General features: G+C 69.4%; 8 protein-coding genes and 1 pseudogene. 4 read left to right on the top strand and 5 right to left on the bottom strand.

The genetic code is table 11. The features are described 5' to 3' along the window. Positions 1-115: 115 nt before the first annotated feature. From HUT12_RS05210 to HUT12_RS05225, 4 genes are all read left to right on the top strand, one after another. Complete coding sequence (locus HUT12_RS05210) at positions 116-1,291, top strand: hypothetical protein (protein WP_176092666.1); 1,176 nt, start codon at positions 116-118, stop codon at positions 1,289-1,291. Continuing rightward, positions 1,288-4,629 (top strand): hypothetical protein, encoded by a 3,342-nt coding sequence (locus HUT12_RS05215; protein ID WP_176092667.1) that lies wholly within the window; start codon positions 1,288-1,290, stop codon positions 4,627-4,629. Before HUT12_RS05210 ends, HUT12_RS05215 begins: the two co-directional genes overlap by 4 nt. Then, positions 4,629-6,773: an RNaseH domain-containing protein gene (locus tag HUT12_RS05220; RefSeq protein ID WP_176092668.1), complete on the top strand. Its 2,145-nt coding sequence runs from the start codon at positions 4,629-4,631 to the stop codon at positions 6,771-6,773. The genes HUT12_RS05215 and HUT12_RS05220 overlap by 1 nt, the downstream gene beginning before the upstream one ends. Positions 6,774-6,818: 45 nt before the next feature. Next, a protein-coding gene (locus tag HUT12_RS05225; RefSeq protein ID WP_176092604.1) for an IS3 family transposase occupies positions 6,819-7,963 on the top strand; the annotation gives its coding sequence in 2 pieces (ribosomal slippage) (positions 6,819-7,092 and positions 7,092-7,963; 1,146 coding nt in all). Here the strand turns inward: HUT12_RS05225 and HUT12_RS05230 are convergent. From HUT12_RS05230 to HUT12_RS05250, 5 genes and pseudogenes are all read right to left on the bottom strand, one after another. Then, positions 7,938-9,656, bottom strand: a complete 1,719-nt coding sequence (locus tag HUT12_RS05230; protein WP_176092669.1) for a hydantoinase B/oxoprolinase family protein — start codon at positions 9,654-9,656, stop codon at positions 7,938-7,940. The genes HUT12_RS05225 and HUT12_RS05230 overlap by 26 nt on opposite strands. Further along, positions 9,649-10,125, bottom strand: a complete 477-nt coding sequence (locus HUT12_RS05235; protein ID WP_368660229.1) for a hydantoinase B/oxoprolinase family protein — start codon at positions 10,123-10,125, stop codon at positions 9,649-9,651. The genes HUT12_RS05230 and HUT12_RS05235 overlap by 8 nt, the downstream gene beginning before the upstream one ends. A 1-nt stretch (position 10,126) precedes the next feature. Next, a pseudogene (locus HUT12_RS05240) lies at positions 10,127-11,698 on the bottom strand (hydantoinase B/oxoprolinase family protein); the annotation flags it as partial. Next, complete coding sequence (locus tag HUT12_RS05245) at positions 11,695-13,746, bottom strand: hydantoinase/oxoprolinase family protein (RefSeq protein ID WP_176092671.1); 2,052 nt, start codon at positions 13,744-13,746, stop codon at positions 11,695-11,697. The gene HUT12_RS05245 and the pseudogene HUT12_RS05240, both read right to left, overlap by 4 nt. Next, complete coding sequence (locus tag HUT12_RS05250) at positions 13,743-15,782, bottom strand: ABC transporter ATP-binding protein (RefSeq protein ID WP_176092672.1); 2,040 nt, start codon at positions 15,780-15,782, stop codon at positions 13,743-13,745. Before HUT12_RS05250 ends, HUT12_RS05245 begins: the two co-directional genes overlap by 4 nt. Between the last annotated feature and the right edge of the window lies 1 nt (position 15,783).

Consider the following 15,783-nt stretch of genomic DNA (forward strand, 5'->3'; position numbering starts at 1 on the left):
GTGGCGTGATCTGTTGTGCGCCGCGACCGCGGCGGACGTCGATCAGGCCGCACACGGTGTCCGGTTGCGGCGTTGCGGGTCGCCCAGGATGAGCGGCCGAGGAGGAAGGGGACGCATGACGGCGGATCTCACCAGGTTCGGCCGGGACACAGTCGTGACCACGGTGACGCAGGCCGCCAGTATCTGGACGTCGCCGGGAGCGCCGGGTGAGCGCTGGCAGCAGGTGGCTGAAATGCACGGGCGGGTCGCGCTGGCGCACCTGGCGCACGGCGAACCTCTGCTGCCACTGGTGGCCTTCACCGACCTGCTGACCGGCCCCCTGTCCAGGCTTCTGCCGCCCGCACTGAGGGAGGCGTGCGACGAGGTCTTGTTGGTGGAGGACGGACAGTTGAGCGCCGCTGCCGCTGACCTGCTGATGGAGAACCTCGCGCCGTCGATGACGGCCTCCGATGTCGTCGGCTGGTCGGTGCCGCGTCTGAGCGCGGAGAAGGTGCAGGGCTGGCTCTACGGACAGATGCTGGCGACGGGCACGGAGGAGGGGTACCGGCGGGCGCGACGGACCGTCATCGAACACGCGGCGGGTGAGATGTCGGAGGTGATCGACGCGATCAAGGCCGCAGGGCTGCCCCGCGAGGGCCTGGTCGAGGAGATCCCCGCGTGGGCGTGGGTGGCGCACGAGGGGGAGCGCTACTGGTTTGGGTGCCCTGTGTGCCGGTACCCGATGCGGTACCAACTCGGTCGGCTTGCTTGTGCCTACCCGCCGCACACGAAGGCTCTCGGCGGTTCGATCACGGTGAAGTTGGCCAAGGGCCGTGCACCGGTGGCCGGCGCGTGGAACGTCGAACGTGCCGCGCAGTTGGGCGGACCACAGGTCACCACTGCGGCTCCGGTCGCCGGACAGGTGTGCCTCACCCGGCCAGCTTGGCGGTACTCGACCATCCCCGGATGTGAGGAGGTCCGCCTGCACCGCGAACTCGAGATGATCCCGGGCGTCACCGCGAGACTGTGGCCGTACGTCGACCGGTACGACCTGCACGTGACAGCACCACGACGTCGACGGCCCTGGCGGGTCGATGTCAAGGACTACACCGACCCCGCGCGGCTGGCCAACGAGCTGCTGCGTCGGGGCAACATAGGCGAGTCCGACTTGCTGATCGTCGTCCCCGACTACCGGGCGGGCCATGTGGCGGTCCTCAACGAACGGCTGCGCCTTGCCACCGGATCACGGCGCCGGTTCGCCACGACGTCTCACCGATTCCTTACCGAGGTGAAGAGGGCCGCAGCCGGATGAGCAACCGTTCGCGTTTCCACAGAACCGCCAACCGGTTCCTCGTCGGACCGTCGCTGCGTCTGGCGCTCGGCCTGGCCGAACAGCTCTTCCCCACCGAGACCTGGGAAGGCGCGCCCGCGGTGGACCCCCGCGACGCGCGGTTCCTACTCTCCGGCCAGCTTGGGGTGTGGAGCCTCTGGCGCGACGGCCTCACCGCCACGCAACGACATGCGATCGACCGCCTCATCCATCTGCGCCCTCGCCGCCTGGCCACAGAAGGTGGCCTGCGCGTCAGCCTCGCCGAGCACCTGCGTAACAACCGGTCGCCCCGCTACCTTGGGGCCGGCGACTTCCTGCAGGTGATCGACGGTGTGCCGGTCGGTGATCTGATCACAGCCGCGCTGCAGGAGCTGGAGGATGCCTCATCCCCGCTGCGGGTTCCCCCAGAGGCGCTGGCCGGCAGGCGCTACAGCTCGTCGGTCTTCCTCGCGGGCCCCAGCCGTGACGAGTTCCGGCGCAACACCTACCTCATCCCGCGGGCGCCGGTGCCCTACCCGCCTGTCCCGGTTCTGGACGCCACCGCGCCAGCCGAGGTGGTGGCCGACCTCGCGGACATGCACGCCACCGCCGAACTGATCGACAAGAAGCGGGGTGACGATGCCTTCCGCCTGGCGGAGGTCCTGGACGGATTCTCGCGGAAGCTGCGGACGCCACAGGGCCAACCCGTCGACCGGCTGAAGCTCGCGGCAGGGCCCCTCCAGCTCATGATCGCTCCCACTGGTTCCGGCAAGAGCGTCTGGATGCGCGTCGCCGCCACCCACCTCGCCAGCCACAGAGGAGGCCGCCGCACCGTTGTCCTGCTCACCCCTGATGTCGAGAGCACGCTGGATCTTGTCGCGGCCATCCGCAGTGACCTCGCGGCGCTGAGCCTCGACATCCCCGTCGTCGCACTCATGTCCCACCGACGGCTCATCGAGGTGGCCGTCCAGCGCACCAACGACACACCGGAGGATCCAGCCGGTGCCAGGTGGTCCTGGCAGGAGCTCGGCTACTCCTGCATGCTGAGCGACGAAGAAGGCGCCGCATGGCAGCCCGGCCAGGAACCCTGCACGGATCTGCACGAGCCCGGCGTCGAAGGCCGCCACCGATGCCCTCTGATCGGAGCCTGCGAGAAGTGGGCGCCATGGCGGCAAGCCGCCGGCCCAGCCAAGATCATCGTCACCAACCACGCCTACTTCCAGCAGGGCTCGGTGCCGTTTCCCGTCATCACGAACGGCACACTCCACGGACGGATGAGCGCGCAGGAGCTGCTGCTGCGGCGCGCCGACATCGTCCTTGTCGACGAGGTCGACGCCTTCCAGGGACATGCGGTCGCTCAGTCCGGCCGCACCCTCGTCCTGGCCCGTCGTGACACGCAGAAACTGCTTCTGGAGAAGCTCGACGACCAGCGCAAGGAACAGGTCGAATCCGACAACGTGCCGGGCGAACTCGAACTCGCCTTCCAGCGGGCCATCCACCGGGTCGAGTTCCTCTCCGAGCGCTACCTGGCCGCCGTCGTCAACGGGTTCATCGACCCGCAGGACCCCCTCGGCCCCAAACAGGCCAGGCTGCACCTGCCACGCCGATGGGACAACCTCCTCGCCTGCCGCCTCTTCGGCCTCAACGAACTCGAAGACCGCCCCAGCGACGACCAACTCGACAGGTTCAAATCCCTGTTCACCCAGAACGAACCCGATCCTGACGCGCTACCCGCCGGCTGGGCGGACCTACGCAAGGAACTGCGCCTCGTCGTCGCCGACGAACCGGAATCCGACCTGATCCACAAAAGAAGCCAAGGCATCGTCAGCGCGATCCAAACGATCACCGCGCCCACCACCGACGAGGGCGAACCGGACGCCGACGTCGACTTGGACGCCAACGTCGACCTGGAGGAAACGGACTGCGGCCGTCAGACCGGGAAGGACGACGATCCGGCAGACCCCACCGCTTCGGCGTGGCAGCTCCAGACCGCACACCTTCTCCTACGCAGGGCGTTCCTTGGCGAACTCCAGCAGGGGCTCGCCGAGCTGGAAGCCCTACTGCCGCTGATGCGCGACAGCGGCATGCGGCTCGCTGACGACGTCGAGGCCGCGTTGGACCGCGCTCCCTCCTGGCAGGCAACACCCGAAGGACCGATCGGCCGAGCGGTCTTCGGATTCGCCGTCACCGGCGACCCGGAGAGCCGCTCCGACCGGCAGTTCACCGCAGAGATCCTCTCCGGCGACCCGCACGCCTACACCGCAGACCTCGGAATCACCACGGCTCCCGCGCTCACGGGCGCGCCCAGAGTCATCGTCGGACTCTCCGCGACCGCCTACCTACCCGGTTCCCCCACCAACCACGTCCATGCCGACGTCGCCTGCTACTACCCCGACATCGCCGGCACTGGCACTGGCAGGCTGACCGTCAGCAACGCGTCCGTCAACGACCACACGACCAACCGCGGGATCGTCATCTCCGGGGCAGCCCGCAACCGCAAGGCCCAACTACTCGAAGGCATCGGATCCGGCCTCTGGGACCAGATCCTCGAACAGAGACTGCGGGACCTGCACGACCACCGGGACGCCGAACGCCGTGCCCGTGCCCGGGTCCTGCTTGTCACGAACTCCTACGACCAGATGCTCGCCCTCTGCCGCGGCCTGATCGCCGGGGGAGCCCACCGCACCCGCATCGCCGTCGCCGTTCCCGCCGGTGACCGCCGCGGCCTGCAAATCCCCGACGACGTACTCGCCATCCCCGCCAGCCGGCTGCGGACCTTCCCGGGCACGGGCAGGGACGTGCTGATCTCACCCTTTGCACGGGTCGCCCGCGGGCTCAACATCGTCGTCGGCCACCGGTCCGCGCTCGACTCCATCTGGGTATGCGTCCGGCCCATCAAGCTCATCGACGAACCATCCGCACTGGTTGCCCACACCGGTGCCCACGCCCGCCGCAACCGGCACCCCGGCGAGGATCCGCGCAAGGAACTCGACAAACGCCACCGCATCGCCGCCAAACACCTGGAGCTCATCAACAGGTCCAACCCCGCCTTCGGGCGCCTGCCCCCCGACGTGCGAACCGCGATCTTCGCCGACGTCCTGGCCGACCTGATCCAACTTGCCGGGCGCGCAAGGCGTGGCGGCACCAACACCACTCTTCACCTGGTCGACAACGCCTTCCACCGAGGAGGCGCCGCACCGGGCAGCGACTTCGCCTCCCTCATCCGCAACCTCCATCGGCGATGGCGCGACGACAACCACTTGGACCAGGTCCGCTCCATCTACGGCACCACCATCGACGCGGTCTTCACGTTCGCCAGCATCAACGACAGGAACCCCTGATGCGTACCCTGGCCTTTCCCTACACCGAAGCGATGGCGGAGAAGATCCACGGCTACACCCTCGGCAGCGAGGTCAACGACACCTGGCAGGACCTGAACCGTCGATACACCCGCCACCCGAAGAACCTGCCGTACAGGGATCTGAGCCTCGGCCTGCGCTACGTGTCCAGCGACTACGCCACCATCTGCAAGGACCCCGACGGCCCCGGCACGCTGCTCCTGATGCGCAAGAAGATCGACACCGCCATCATCAGCCGGCTCTTCGCCGCCTTCGAACGAGACCTCGCGGCCCGGCACGGCGCACCATTCGAAGACCTCCTCGGCCCACTGCTACGCCTTACCAAGCCACGCACGATTCACATCGCCAAGTACCTCCAGGCGGGCACGGGGACGCACGCCGACATCCCGAACTGGGTCTTCGACGTCGCCACCTGGCGCACCATCGAACTCCTTCGAGGCGTCCTCAAGCTCCCCGACGGTACGGACCTGCTTCTCCGTCCCGACATCGACGGCAACCTCGTCGCCTTCAACCGCCCGCTTCCCGAGACGCACCCCAGGGCCGAACAAGGCATCCACTACATCAGTCTCGAACCCATCACCGTCCCCGGCTACCCCGGCATCCTGCTCAACATCGACGCCCACATCAGCGCCACCACCGGCTTCCCCGGCAACGCCAAGAGCCTCTGGATCGCCACCGACGACACCGGCATGCTGCTCACCGCCAGACACCGCTACGACCGCCCCAACGACCGAAACGTGATCACCGGGCTCCTTCCCCAACTCGTCGACTCCTTCAGCATCCACGGCGTGCCCGCCAACTTCACTGCAGATGACCTCCTCGCGACCCACCCCCGCATCCGCGCCCGACACGCCACGCCACCGGACAGGCACCCCATCGGCTCCGGACCGGGCCGCCGATTCCTCGACTGCGTGCTCGAGCACGCCACCGCCAGGCTCAACACGGAGTCGCTCGTCCTGGAAACCACACCCATCCACAACATCGACGCCCCCGGCGACCCCGACCGGCACGCGAAACTCGCCTCGGCCGTCAACGCGGCACCACAGCCGATCCACATCAGCGTCGTCTACCAGGACGACCTGCAGCGCCACCGGTCCGCCCAGGCGCTCACCGAAGTACTCAACCTCCCCGAGAACAGCCTCACCACCGCGGAGAGCACCTTCCTCGACGGCGCGCTCACCATCACCTTCGACAGTGCCAAGACCGACATGCTGGTCACTCCCGGACCCACGCACCTCCGGAACACCCTCGCCGAGCAGATCATCTCCACCAGGACCCCGGACGCCCTGCACCTCGTACTCGCCGAGAGCAACAAGGAACTCGCCGCAGCCAAGCCCGCCGAAGACCCCAAGCCGCAGCTTCGCCGCGCCCTGGCCGCCCACGGCACCGTCAGCCAGTTCATCGATCCAGCGTCGACGCCCAAGCCCGACGCCGCCGACCACCCCGCCAATGCCGCCGTACGAGACCTCCTCCGGGCAGCGGGACTCACCGCCACCACACCAACCCGGGTGTTCTCGCGCCCCCTGCAGCCGCAACCATGCGTCATCGTCGGTCTCTACACCCGCGAACAGAACCAACCCGCCACCCGCATGATCAGCCTCTCCGCCCTCGTCAGCGACGGAACCGACACACCCTGGCACATGCTCGGCTACCACCCCGACGCCCACGGCTGGAACGACCTCCCCACCGCCATCGCCGCACATCACGCCACCAACCTGAGCCAGTTCAACGACCCAAACCCCGCCACCCGAACAGCACTGGCCCGGGCCTACACAGAACGGGCCCTGCACCAGCTCCGCACCCGCTACGACGACATCCCGATGATCATCTACATCGACGGCTCCAACCGGTACCCACTGTGGTCCGGCACCACCAACAAAAACCTGGGTAACGAACAGCTCGACGCGCTGCCCCACCTCGGAATGATCAACCCAGCCGACATCTCACTGGTCAGGGTCAACACGGCATCAGACGGCAAACTGCCACAACCCGTCAGAGCAACCGGAAAGCGGGCGAACGCTGACGACGGTGCAGTCCCAGCCACCGAACGGCTCTACCACCTTCCCGGCGCACGCCAGGACACCTACTACCTGATCAACCGATGGGACTGCACCCGGTTTGGTTGACTCCTGACCTGTGAGGATGCGTTCCTCGCTGGAAGGATGTCTGTCATGCCGAAAGCGTTTCCGCCGGAGTTCCGTCGTGACGTGGTCGCGGTCGCGCGTAAGGGCGAGGCGCCGTTGCGGCAGATCGCGAAGGACTTCGGGATCTCCGAGGGCTGTCTGCACCGCTGGCTCAAGCTCGCCGATGTCGAGGACGGTGTCCGTTCCGGGGCCACCAGCAGCGAGTCAGCGGAACTGCGAGAGCTGCGTCGGCGTAACAAGCTTCTGGAGCAGGAGAACGAGATCCTGCGGCGGGCGGCGGCGTTCTTCGCCCGGGATATCTCCCCAAAATGATGTACCCGCTGGTCGGTGACCTGGCCGCGGACGGGATCCCCGTCGCGGTGACCTGCCGGGTGTTGGGGTTCAGTAAGCAGGCCTACTACGCATGGCGCGCCGAGCCGGTGTCGCGACGTGACGTCGACGACGCCCATCTGATCAACGCCGCCCTGGACATCCACCACGATGATCCGGCGTTCGGGTACCGGTTCATCGCCGACGAACTCCCCGCCCACGGCATCACCGCCGGCCCGAACCGGGTCGCCCGGCTGTGCTCACAGCAGCGCATCTGGTCGGTGTTCGCCAAGCGCAAGGGGCTCACGCGGCGGGCCGGGCCGCCGGTGCACGACGACCTGGTGCACCGCCGGTTCACCGCCGACGCCCCGAACCGGCTGTGGCTGACCGACATCACCGAACACCCCACCGCCGAGGGCAAGCTCTACCTGTGCGTGATCAAGGACGTGTACTCCGGCCGGATCGTCGGCTACTCCATCGACACCCGGATGAAAGCCTCTCTGGCCGTCGCGGCGCTGTCCAACGCGGTCCGACTACGCGATCCGGCCGGCACCGTGGTCCACTCGGACAGGGGCAGCCAATTCCGGTCTAGGAAATTTGTGAAGGCATTGCACCGCAACGGATTGGTCGGCTCGATGGGCCGCGTCGGCGCCTGCGGCGACAACGCCGCGATGGAATCGTTCTTCGCCCTACTGCAACGCAACGTCCTGGACCGGCAACGCTGGAGCACCCGCCACGACCTGCGCCTGGCGATGGTGACCTGGATCGAACGGACCTACCACCGCCGACGACGGCAACAACGCCTCGGACGCCTCACCCCGATCGAGTTTGAGACAATCAACCAGCCCACACACCCGACCTGAACCACTCAACCCCGCGAGTCAACCAAACCCGGGGCAGTCCCTCGGCGGAGACGTATCCCTCCGCCACGTCACGGCGTACCGCCTCCGGATCCCGCAACCCCGGATCACCATGACCACCACCACCAGCGGTCAACAACGACACCCGATCACCCGCCACCACCGCAGTCCGACGCGTACTCACCCGCGCCTCACGATCCGTCCCCGGAAACACCACCACCTGATTCGGCTCCGGCGACAACCCACCCGCCAACGCCCACGGCGCACTCCGCGTCTTCTTGATCACCGAAAGAAACTCCCCCGACGACACGAAACGAATATCCCGCCGCAACCCACACCCACCCCGGAACCGCCCCGCACCACCCGAATCCGTCCGAATCTCCACCCGCTCGAAGAACATCCCGGTCTTGGCCTCCAGGACTTCGACGGGGGTGTTGCGGGCCTGGGTCTGGCACAGGTGGTTCGCCGGGCCGATGCCGTCGTGGTCGACGGTGCCGCCCCAGCCCACCGGGTCGTTGTTGCTGACCGCGAAGATCTGACCGGTCTCCGGGTGCGCGCCGACCATCATGAACCCGGGCACGTCACCACCGCTGGACGCGGGCAGCCGCTCCGGCATCCCCTGCGCCAACGCCTTGTAGATCAGCTCCAGGGCGACCGTCCCGGTCCACTGGGTGAAGGTCGCCGCCGGGTAGACCGCGTGGAACAGCGTGCCCGGCTCGGCGCGTACCCGCAGCGGGGCGAAGTGCCCGGCGTTGCTCTGCTCGGCGGGGGTGGTGATCGCCTTGAAGGCGACCCGGCAGGTGGCGATGGTGGCGCCGAGCGGCAGGTTGACCGGGCCGGGGACCGCCGGTGAGGAACCGGCGAAGTCCACGGTGAACGTGCCGTCGGCGATGGTCACCGTGGCCCGCATCAGGATCGGCTGGTCGGTGACGCCGTCGTCGTCGAGCCAGTCCTCGGCCGTCCAGGTGCCCTGCGGTAGGGCGGCGACCGCCTCGGCGGCGGATTCGGCGGCCGTGGCGATGAGCCGCTCGACCACGGCGTCCACGGTGGCCGTGCCGTGCCGGCGGTACACCTCGGTGAGTCGACGCTCACCGGTACGCAGCGCGGCGATCTGCGCGTGCAGATCACCGAGGACCGCGTCCGGCATCCGCGAGTTGAACCGGATCAGCTCGTGGATCTCCCGCACCGGTTCTCCCCGGGACACCACCTTCGTCCCCGGGAAGATCAGCCCCTCCTGGTGCATGTCCGTCGAGTCCAGCACGTACCCCGGGTCCTTCGCCCCGAGGTCCATCCAGTGCGCGCGGATGCAGAGGAAGCCGATCAGCTCCTCCCCGTCGGCGCCTTTCGGGTCGGGCAGGAAGACCGGGGCGAACAGGGTGGCGTCGTAGCTGTGCGCGGCGTTCCAGTACGGGTAGTTGAGCAGCACCACGTCGCCGGGATGCAGGTTCTCCCGCCCCACGTACTCCACGCCTCTGGCCAGCGAGTAGTCGTTCGCGCCGAGGAACCGGGACAGTCCGGTCGACTCCGCGACCAGCCGCAGATGGCGGTCGTAGACGGAGATGCCGAAGTCGTGCACCTCGTAGATGACCGGGTTGAAGGCGGTACGCACCAGCGTCACCCGCATCTCCTCGGCGGCGGAGGTGAGGTAGCTGCCGATCACCTCGACGGTCGCGCCGTCGACCGGGGGCTCACCCATCGACGTCCACCCCGTAGACCTCCCGGGCGGCCTCGGCGGAGACGTATCCCTCCGCCACGTCACGGCGTACCGCCTCCGGATCCCGCAACCCCGGATCACCATGACCACCACCACCAGCGGTCAACAACGACACCCGATCACCCGCCACCACCGCAGTCCGACGCGTACTCACCCGCGCCTCACGATCCGTCCCCGGAAACACCACCACCTGATTCGGCTCCGGCGACAACCCACCCGCCAACGCCCACGGCGCACTCCGCGTCTTCTTGATCACCGAAAGAAACTCCCCCGACGACACGAAACGAATATCCCGCCGCAACCCACACCCACCCCGGAACCGCCCCGCACCACCCGAATCCGTCCGAATCTCCACCCGCTCGAAGAACATCCCGGTGCGGGTCGGCGGAGACGTATCCCTCCGCCACGTCACGGCGTACCGCCTCCGGATCCCGCAACCCCGGATCACCATGACCACCACCACCAGCGGTCAACAACGACACCCGATCACCCGCCACCACCGCAGTCCGACGCGTACTCACCCGCGCCTCACGATCCGTCCCCGGAAACACCACCACCTGATTCGGCTCCGGCGACAACCCACCCGCCAACGCCCACGGCGCACTCCGCGTCTTCTTGATCACCGAAAGAAACTCCCCCGACGACACGAAACGAATATCCCGCCGCAACCCACACCCACCCCGGAACCGCCCCGCACCACCCGAATCCGTCCGAATCTCCACCCGCTCGAAGAACATCCCGGTGCGGGCCTCCATCACCTCGATCGGCGTGCCCCGCCCGGTGCTGCCGGAGACGTGGGTGGCGGCCTCCATGCCGTCGTGCTCGGGGGTGCCGCCCCAGCCGACCAGGTCGTTGTTGCTCACCGCGAAGATCTGACCCGTCTCCGGGTGCGCGCCGACCATCATGAACCCGGGCACGTCACCACCACTGGACGCCGGCAACCGCTCCGGCATCCCCTGCGCCAACGCCTTGAGGATCAACTCGACGGCGACGATGCCGGTCCAGAGCGTGAAGGTCGGCTGCGGGTAGACCGCGTGGAACAGGGTGCCCGGCTCGGCGCGTACCTCCAGCGGGGCGACGGTGCCGGCGTTCGACGGCTCGTCCGGCGAGGTCAGCGACTTGAGGACGACCTTGCAGATCGCCTCGGTGGCACCGAACGGCATGTTGATCGGCCCCCGGGTGGCCGATGCCGAGCCGGCGAAGTCCACCACGAAACGTTCGTCGCTGACGGTGACCGTGACCCGCATCTTGACCGGGTCCTCGGTGATGCCGTCGTCGTCGACCCAGTCCTCGGCCGTCCAGGTGCCCTGCGGGAGGGTGGCCAGCGCGGCCCGGGTGCGGGCCTCACCGTCGGCGATGATGTGGTCGACGGCGGCGGAGACGGTGTCGCGGCCGAACTTCTCGATGATCTCCAGCAGTCGACGCTCGCCGGTACGCAGCGCGGCGATCTGCGCGTGCAGATCACCCAGCACCGCGTCCGGCATCCGCGAGTTGAACCGGATCAACTCGTGGATCTCCCGCACCGGCACACCCCGGGACACCACCTTCGTCCCCGGGAAGATCAACCCCTCCTGGTGCATGTCCGTCGAGTCCAACACGTACCCCGGGTCCTTCGCCCCCAGGTCCATCCAGTGCGCCCGGACACAGAGGAACCCGACCAGGTCGCCGTCGGCGTCCGCCGGGTCGGGGCGGAACACCGGCGCGAACAGCGTCGCGTCGTACGCGTGCGCGGCGTTCCAGTACGGGTAGTTCAGCAGCACCACGTCACCCCGGTGCAGGTTCTCCCGACCCACGTACTCCACGCCCTTGGCCAGCGAGAAGTCGTTCGCGCCGAGGAAGAAGGTCAGCCCGGTGGCCTCGGCGACCAGGCGCAGGTCGGCGTCGTAGATCGACAGGCCGAAGTCGTGCACCTCGTAGATGACCGGGTTGAACGAGGTCCGGATCAGGGTGGCCCGCATCTCCTCGGCCGCCGACAGCAGATAGCTGCGGACGACCTCGACCTGCGCTCCGTCCAGTGTGGTCATGCCGACTCCTCCAGGGTGACCAGCAGGTAGCGGTGCTCGTCGACGGTGACGCGCTGGCCACTGGGCACGACCGTGGTGGAGGTGCCCTCGTCGACCAGGGCCGGACCGCTGAACGTGTCGCCCGGCTCCAGCGCAGCCCGGTCGTACACCGCGAACGGGACCACCGCGCGCGAGCCGAAGTCGTACGCGTCGCGGTGGGTGAGCAGCGCCCGGGACGGGTCACCGTCGCCGCGCGGGTGGGTGCCCAGCTCCGGGCGGGTGGTCCGGCCGATGCCACGGACCCGCAGGTTGAGCAGTTGCAGCGGATTGTCCATGGTGTGGCCGTACCGGGCCCGGTGCACCTCGTCGAAGGCGCCGCGCACCGCGTCACGATCCAGCGTCGACCCGACGGTCACCATCAGGCTGTGCTCCTGGCCCAGGTAGCGCACCTCGAACTGGCGCTCCAGCACGGCCTGGTCGGCCGGCACGCCCTGCTCCACCAGCGAGGCGACCGCCTCCGCCTCGACGGCCTTGAACAGCTCCTCCAGCTCGTCCAGCCCCACCTCGTCGAGGCCGGCCATCACGGTACGGCTGAAGTCGTTCACGATGTCCGCCGACAGCATGCCCCAGGCGGAGAAGCCGGACGGCGCGAACGGCACGACGACCTCGCCGATGCCCATCTCGCGGGCCAGCAGCGGAGCCAGCAGCGGCCCGGCACCGCCGAAGGCCAGCAGCGAGAAGTGCCGGGGGTCGTGCCCCCGCTCCACGGTGATCTGGCGGACCGCACCCACCGTACGGGCCAGCAGCACGTCGAAGACTCCGGCGGCGGCGGAGGTGGCGTCCCGCCCGAGCGGCTGCGCCAGTTGCTCGTCGATCGCCGCCCGCGCAGCCTGGTCGTGCAGGCCCATGGTGCCGGCGAGGAACCGGTCCGGGTCCATGTAGCCGAGCACCACCGCCGCGTCGGTGACGGTCGGTCGGGTGCCGCCCCGGCCGTAGCAGACCGGTCCCGGGTCGGCCCCGGCGCTCTGCGGCCCCACCTTCAGCAGCCCCCGGTCCAGCCAGGCGATCGAGCCGCCACCGGCACCGATGGTCCGGATGTCGTACGTCGGGATCAGCAGCGGGAAGTGCTCCAACTGCGCCTCGTACGCGGCCACGGCGGTGCCGCTCTCGATGACGCAGGCGTCCAGCGAGGTGCCGCCGATGTCGAACGTCAGCAGCCGCTCCCGGCCCAGCTCCGAGGCGAGGTACGCGGCACCGACGATGCCACCGGCCGGGCCGGACAGCACGGTGTGCGTCGGTGACGTCTTCGCCACCGCGCTGGTCATCGAACCACCGCCGGAGCGCATGATCAGGAACTGTCCGGTGAAGCCCCGCTCGGCGAGACCGGACTCCAACTCGTCGACGTACCGCTCGAAGATCGGCCGGATGTACGCCTCCAGCACAGTGGTGCTGGTCCGCTCGTACTCGCGGTACTCGCGCACGATGTCGGTGGAGAGCGAGAGGCTGACCTCGGGGAACTCCTCGCGGATCAGCCGGGCCGCCTCGCGTTCGTGGGTGGGGTCCAGGAACGAGTGCAGGAAGCAGATGGCGATCGAGGTCACCTGCTGGTCCACCACCAGCGTGCGGGCGGCGGCGCGGACGCTCTCCGGGTCCAGCTCCTCCACCACCCGGCCCCGGTGGTCGAGGCGACCGCGCACCCCGGCGGTGAAGCGGCGCTGCACCAGGCTCGGCGGGCGCTGGTACTGGAAGTCGTACATGTGGTCGGAGGGCACGTTGCCCCGGCCGATCAGGAAGATGTCGCGGAAGCCCTCGTTGGTGATGATCCCGGTCCGGCCGCCGCGCCGCTCCAGCACCGCGTTGAGTCCCAGCGTGGTGCCGTGCGTGAACAGCTCCACCTCGGCCAGGTCGGTGCCGAGCGCCTCGATGGCGGCGAGCACCCCGTCGGCGGGACGGGCCGGGGTGGTGGACGCCTTGCGGAAGCGCACCCGGTTGGTGCGGGTGTCCAGTTCCATCGCGTCGACGAACGTGCCGCCGATGTCGACGGCCAGCCGGATGGGACGACGGGTCATGGCGTGTCGGCCTGCTTTCCGATCAGGGCGGGAAGTTCCGGGACGCGCCAGCAGGCGGCCCGGCTCGCGCCGTACGACTGAAGTTCCTGCGGCTGGGAGCGACAGGTGTCGGTGACGAAGGGGCACCGGGCGGCGAGCGCGCAGCCGGTGGCCGCGTCGGTCTCCTCCAGGTCCTTGACCAGCTCCACCCCCGCGACGGACGCGGGTGGCGCGCCGAGTCGCGGCGCGCTGGCCAGCAGTGCCCGGGTGTAGGGGTGGCGGGGGTCGTCGAACACGACGTCGACGGGCCCCTCCTCGACCACGCGACCGAGGTAGAGCACCGCCACCCGGTCGGCGAAGCCCCGGACGGTGGCCAGGTCGTGCGAGATGAAGACCGAGGCCCGGTCGGTGTCGGCGGTGACGTCGGCGATCACGTCGAGGATCTGGGCCTGCACGGTGACGTCGAGGGCCGAGGTGGGCTCGTCGAAGACGATCAGGTCGGGCTCGCCGACCAGGGCGCGGGCGATACCGATGCGCTGGGCCTGACCGCCGGAGAGTTCGTGCGGGTAGCGCCGCAGGATGGACCGGTCGAGTTCCATCCGGTCCAGCACGGCGGCGACCCGGGCCTCCCGCTGGGCGGCGGGCAGGCCGGCGGCCCGCAGCGGCTCGGCGATGGAGTCGCCGACGGTACGCCTCGGGCTCAGCGACCCGATCGGGTCCTGGAAGACGAGCTGGGCGCGGGTCCGCAGTCGACGCAGTTTCCGGCCTCGGGGTGCGGGGCGGCCCGGTTGCCGGACCAGGTGCTGCCCGGCGACGGCGACGGACCCGGAGGAGGGTGCGACCAGCCCCATGATGAGTTTGGCGAGGGTGCTCTTGCCGCAGCCGCTCTCGCCGACCACGCCGAGCGTCTCGCCGGGTGCCAGGCGCAGGCTCACGCCGCGCAGCGCATGGTGTCCGCCGGAACCGAAGCGGCTGCGGTAGACCACATGCGCGTCCTCGATCTCCAGCACGGCGGACCCGGACTCCGTCGCGTCGGGTGCGACGGTGGGCGTGGGGGCCGCCTCGTCGGTGGCGATCGGGCCGGTCTGCGGGTGATAGCAGGCCAGCGACCAGTCGGCGGCGGGCGCGTCCGTCCCACCGGCCGGCGCGTCCATCGGGGTGGTGGGCGGACGGCTGCTGGTGCAGGTGTCGTCGGCGTGCGGGCAGCGGGCCGCGAACGGGCACTGGTGCGGTGCCTCGCGCAGCAGCGGCATGGCGCCGGGGGTGGCCACCACCGGTCGACCGCCGACGTCGGGCACCGAGCGCAGCAGCGCCCGGGTGTAGGGGTGCGCCGGTTCCCGGAAGACCTGGTCGGCCGGTCCGCTCTCGACCACCGTGCCCGCGTAGAGCACCACCACCCGGTCGCAGACCTCGGCGATCGACGCGAGGTCGTGCGAGATCAGCAGGACACTGCGACCGTCCACCTCGGCGGCGTGCCGGAACTGGCGCAGGATCTCCCGGGTGAGCGTCACGTCCAGGCCGGTGGTCGGCTCGTCGGCGATCAGCAGACCCGGTGCGCAGCCGGTGGCCAGCGAGATCATCACCCGCTGGGCCATGCCTCCGGACAGCTCGTGCGGGTACGCCTCCAGGCGGCGTTGCGGGTTGCGGATGCCGACCGCCTCGAACAGCTCCCGCGCGGCCTCGCGGGCCCGTTCGGCGGACATGTCCTGGTGGGTGACGAGCCGGTCGGTGAGCTGGCGTCCGACGGTGCGGGTGGGGCTGAGCGCCCCGCGCGGGTTCTGGAAGCAGATCGCCGCCCCGCGTCCCCGGTGCGCGGCGAGGGCCGTCTCGTCCATCCGCAGCACGTCCGCGTCGTCGAAGCGGACCCGCCCGCTGGCGTGCGCGCCGGTGGGCAGCAGGCCGACCACCGCACGGGCCACCATGCTCTTGCCGCCGCCGCTCTCGCCGACCAGGCCGACCACCTCGCCGGGCCGGACGGTGAGGCTGACGTCGCTGAGGGCGGCCACCTGCCGGCCGGCACGGTGGATGACCACGGAGAGGTTCTCGATGGAGAGCATG

This window comes from Verrucosispora sp. NA02020, assembly GCF_013364215.1.
Lineage (GTDB): Bacteria > Actinomycetota > Actinomycetes > Mycobacteriales > Micromonosporaceae > Micromonospora.

Bases quoted from the DNA above. Each gene is read 5' to 3' on its own strand.
- HUT12_RS05210 (WP_176092666.1), top strand. From the start codon at position 116: ATGACGGCGGATCTCACCAGGTTCGGCCGGGACACAGTCGTGACCACG.
- HUT12_RS05215 (WP_176092667.1), top strand. From the start codon at position 1,288: ATGAGCAACCGTTCGCGTTTCCACAGAACCGCCAACCGGTTCCTCGTC.
- HUT12_RS05220 (WP_176092668.1), top strand. From the start codon at position 4,629: ATGCGTACCCTGGCCTTTCCCTACACCGAAGCGATGGCGGAGAAGATC.
- HUT12_RS05230 (WP_176092669.1), bottom strand. From the start codon at position 9,656: ATGGGTGAGCCCCCGGTCGACGGCGCGACCGTCGAGGTGATCGGCAGC.
- HUT12_RS05235 (WP_368660229.1), bottom strand. From the start codon at position 10,125: ATGGTGATCCGGGGTTGCGGGATCCGGAGGCGGTACGCCGTGACGTGG.
- HUT12_RS05245 (WP_176092671.1), bottom strand. From the start codon at position 13,746: ATGACCCGTCGTCCCATCCGGCTGGCCGTCGACATCGGCGGCACGTTC.
- HUT12_RS05250 (WP_176092672.1), bottom strand. From the start codon at position 15,782: ATGCTCTCCATCGAGAACCTCTCCGTGGTCATCCACCGTGCCGGCCGG.